At 74.6% G+C, this 4553-nt stretch carries 1 protein-coding gene; it reads right to left on the bottom strand.

Features of this window, described 5'->3' with window-relative positions; translation table 11 throughout:
• Nucleotides 1-4544: beta-ketoacyl synthase N-terminal-like domain-containing protein (locus ACWDZ7_RS42585; RefSeq protein ID WP_451804306.1), on the bottom strand; the 4544-nt coding region annotated here is incomplete at its 3' end.
• Between the last annotated feature and the right edge of the window lie 9 nt (nucleotides 4545-4553).

The following is a 4553-nucleotide window of genomic DNA, read 5'->3' as shown; positions in this document are numbered from 1 at the left end:
CCCCGCACCACCCCATCGATTTCCAGGACGCACTCCCGAAAGACCTCACACCCCTCAAACAACTCCCACCCCATCCCCAACCACTGACCCCCCTGACCCGGAAACACCAGGACAGGACGCTCCCGCCCGGAAGCGGCGGCTCCCGTGACGGCGCCGCCCGGGACGGTCTCGCCGCGGCTGAGTGCCTCCAGGGCGTCGAGCAGCCGCGGGCGGTCCGCGGCGAGGACGACGGCACGGTGGGTGAGTTCGGCGCGGGCGCTCAGGGCCGCGCTCACGTCGACGGGGTCGTGGCCCGGGGTCGCCATGGCCCACTGGTGCAGGCGCTCGGCCTGTCCGCGCAGGGCCTCCTCGCCGCGCGCGGACAGCAACCACGGCACGACGGGCAACTCCGGGCGGGTGCGCGGGCGTTGGGTGGCAGCGGCCCGTTCCTCCGGTGCCTGCTCCAGGATGACGTGTGCGTTCGTACCGCTGATGCCGAAGGACGACACGCCCGCGCGACGCGGGCGGCCCGTACGCGGCCAGGGAAGGTGGTCCGTCAGGAGACAGACGTCGCCCTCGGTCCAGTCCACGGCGGGCGTGGGCTCGTCCACGTGCAGGGTCTTCGGCAGCAGCCCGTGCCGCAGCGCCATCACCGTCTTGATCAGCGAGGCCGCGCCGGCCGCGGCCTGCGCGTGTCCGATGTTGGACTTCACGGAGCCGATCCACAGCGGTTCACCCGTGCGCTCCTGCCCGTACGTGGCGAGCAGCGCCTGCGCCTCGATGGGGTCGCCGAGCTTCGTCCCCGTACCGTGCGCCTCCACCGCGTCCACGTCCGCGGGCGAAAGGCCGGCGTTCGCCAACGCGGCCCGGATGACGCGTTGTTGGGAGGGGCCGTTGGGTGCGGCCAGGCCGCTGCTCGCGCCGTCCTGGTTGACCGCCGAGCCGCGCACCACCGCCAGCACGCGGTGCCCGAGACGACGCGCGTCCGAGAGGCGCTCGACGACGAGCACGCCGAGGCCCTCGGCCGTGCTGAGACCGTCCGCGTCCGCCGCGAACGCCTTGCAGCGGCCGTCCTCGGCGAGTGCGCGCTGCCGGGAGAGCCCCACGAACAGCGCGGGGCTCGCGAGGATGGTCACGCCGCCCGCCAGCGCCAGCGTGCAGTCACCGTCACGCAGGGCCTGGCACGCCTGGTGGAGGGCGACCAGCGAGGAGGAGCAGGCGGTGTCGACGGAGACGGCGGGGCCTTCGAGGCCCAGCGCGTAGGCGACACGTCCGGAGAGCACGCTGAAGGAGTTGCCCATCATGGCGAAGCCCTCGGACTCTCGGGGCTCCTTCTCCAGGTCCGGTACGTAGTCGGAGCCGAGCGCGCCGACGAAGACGCCGGTACGGCTGCCGCGCAGCCCCTGCGGGTCGATGTCCGCCCGCTCCAAAGCCTCCCACGACACTTCGAGCAGCAGCCGCTGCTGCGGATCCATCGCCAACGCCTCACGCGGCGAGATACCGAAGAACTCCGCGTCGAACTCCCCGGCCCCGTGGACGAAACCGCCCTCGCGGACGTACGAGGTGCCGATTCGGCCGGGGTCGGGGTCGTAGAGCTTGGCCAGGTCCCAGCCTCGGTCCGTGGGGAAGGCGGAGATGACGTCCGCCCCTTCCGTCGCCACGCGCCACAGCCCCTCGGGCGAGTCCGCGCCGCCGGGGAACCGGCACGCCATGCCGACGATCGCCATGGGCTCGTCGGTGCGCGTCGCCCTGTTCGCCTCGGGGGCGGCCGACGCTGTCCGCGTCGTCGTCCCGGCGCCGAGTCCGTCGTGCAGGTGGGCGGCCAGGGCGACCGGGGTGGGGTAGTCGAAGATCAGGGTGGCGGGCAGTCGCCGCCCGGTGGCGGCGGTCAGCCGGTTGCGGAGTTCCACGGCGGTGAGGGAGTCGAAACCCAGGTCCAGGAAGCCGCGTTGGGCGTCCACGTCCTGGAGGTTCCCGTGGCCGAGGACGGCCGCGACATGCGTGCGCACCAGTTCCAGGAGTACGTGCTCACGCTCGCCCTCCGGTACGGACGCCATGCGGCGGGCGAAGTCGGAGGCGGTGGCGTGCGCTCCCTGGGCCGCAGCCCGCACGGGGGCGCGCACCAGGCCGCGCCACAGCACGGGAAGGGTGCGCTCTGCGGCCTGGGCACGGAGCCGGGGGAAGTCCATCCTGGCCGCCACGACCAGCGGTTCGCCCGCCGCGAGAGCGCGGTCGAGGGCCTCGGGGACGGCGTCGGGAACGGTGCCGGACGACGACAGGGCGAGGGCGGTGGCGGACGCTCCGCGCGCGGCGCGCCGCTGGGCGAGCGCCGCCAGGAAGGCTCCCGCCCCTGCCTCTTCGGCGGCTTCGAGTCCGCCACCGAGGGCGGCCGCGTCGGTCGAGCACAGCAGGAGTTCGACGGGCCGTCCCGCCGTCGCCGTGTCGCCGTCGGCGGGCTCTTCCAGTTCCTCGACGAGTCGGTGGGTGTCCAGGGCGGCCCTGAGGCCGGTGGCGGCGTGGATGACGGTGAGAGGTGCGCTGCCGGCCGGGATGCGGGCGAGGAGGCGCCGCCGCGCGTCGGGGGCCATCGGGGTGGCTGTCTCGACGACGATGTCAGCCCCCAGAACGCGTAATTCGTCGGCGAGTTGCTCCAGCTCCGCAGGCGAAGGCTCGTCGTGCTCGCCATGCTCGCCGCCGGTCGCGAGTAACACATGGCGTACGCCGCGCTGTGCGACCACGTGGCGCAGTACCGCGGCGCCGCGTGCGTCGGGGGCTCCGACGAGGAGGGCGGTGGCGTCGTCGCGGGGCTCGTCCTCGGCACCGGCGGACACGTCGTCCTGCGCGGTGACGCCCAGCCGGGCGAGCCGGGGGACGAGGAGTTGTCCGTCGCGCACGGCGATCTGGGACTCGTCGGACCACGCCATGGCGGCGAAGAGCACCGGCCAGTCGGGGGCGGGCGTCGCGGCGTCCAGGTCGACCAGCGCGAAGGCGCCGGGGCGTGCCGTCTGTGCGGCGCGCACGAGTCCCCAGACCGGTGCGGCATCGAGGTCCTGGGGGCCGTCCTCGGGCCCGGTGCCGACGGCGCCCCGGGTGAGCACGGCGAGGCGGACGGCCTCGAAGCGGGTGTCGTTCAGCCACGCCTCGATGAAGCGCCGGACCTGCCGGGTGAGCTCCAGCGCGCGGTCCGTGTCCTGCCGGTCGGCGGGGGTGCCTTCGGCGCGGCTGACGCAGTCGAGGACGACGAGGTCCGGGAGGCCCGGGGCGGCGGGGTTGCCGTCGGCGTCCTGCCCGCGGAATTGCGCGAGGGCTTCCGCGAAGGCCGCCGCCGGGCCGCCGTCGCCGCCGTCGTCACCGCCGTGGCCACTCTGGCAGGCGTCGACGCGAAGTACGTACGACGTGGGCTCCGCAGGCGCGGGCAGCGGGTCCAGCGGAGTCCAGCGGAGGCGCAGGAGGGTGTCGGGTGACTGCCCCTCGGCGGCGGGCAGGGCCTGCGCCCCGACGGAGCGGAGGATCAGGCTCTCGGCGTGGGCGACGGGGTCCCCGGCGGTGTCGGCGATCGTGACGCTCATCGCGTCGGGACCCGAGGGAGCGAGGCGGACGCGGATGTCCGTGGCACCGGCGGCGTGCAGGGTGACGCCGTTCCAGGAGAACGGCAGCCAGGTGCCGTCCGCCGGCAGGATGCCGCCGATGGCGGCGGCGTGCAGCGCGCCGTCGAGGAGGGCTGGATGGATGCCGTAGGGCCGGGCGGCGGCGCTACGGGCCGCCTCCGGCAGGCTCACTTCGGCGAACACTTCGTCGCCGCGGCGCCAGGCGGCGCGCAGGCTCTGGAAGGCGGGGCCGTAGGTGTAGCCGCGTGCGGTCAACTCCTCGTACATGCCCGCGACTTCGACCGGCTCGGCGTCCGGGGGCGGCCAGGCCGCGAAGTCTCCGCCAGCGGCAGGTGCGGCTGCGCCGGAGGGCGCGAGCAGGCCTTCGGCGTGCGTCACCCACACGCCGTCCTCGTCGTCGCCCGCACGCGAGTGGACGGTGACGGTGCGCCGCCCCGTCTCGTCGGGGGTGCCGACGGCCACCTGGACGCAGAGGTCTCCGTGGCCGGGGACGGCGAGGGGGCTCTGCAGGGTCAGTTCCTCCAGGTGACGGCACTCGGTCTCCTGCCCGGCGCGCAGGGCCAGTTCGACGAACGCCGTGCCCGGTACGAGGGGCACCCCGCCGACGGTGTGATCGGCCAGCCATGGCTGCGCCCGCTGTGACAGACGTCCGGAGAGCACGAGGCCGCCGCCGTCGGCCAGCCGCACCACGGCTGACAGCAGTCCGTGTTCGGCGGCACCCAGCCCGGCCCGTGTCACCTCCGCGCCCGGGTCCGCCTCCACCCAGAAGCGGCGGCGCTCGAAGGCGTAGGTGGGCAGTGCCACGGAGCGGCCGTCCCGCCCTGGGCAGAACGCCTTCCAGTCGACCGGTACGCCCGCCACCCACGCCTGCGCCACGGCCTCCACCGCCGTACGCACCTCGTCCCGGTCCCGGCGCATCGCCGGAACCAGCACCATCTCCGGCGCCTCATCAGCCACACACTCCGC

This window comes from Streptomyces sp. NPDC003032, from assembly GCF_053591415.1.
The sequence above is the reverse complement of the archived record's forward strand: the minus strand, read 5'-3'. Positions and strand labels throughout refer to the sequence as shown.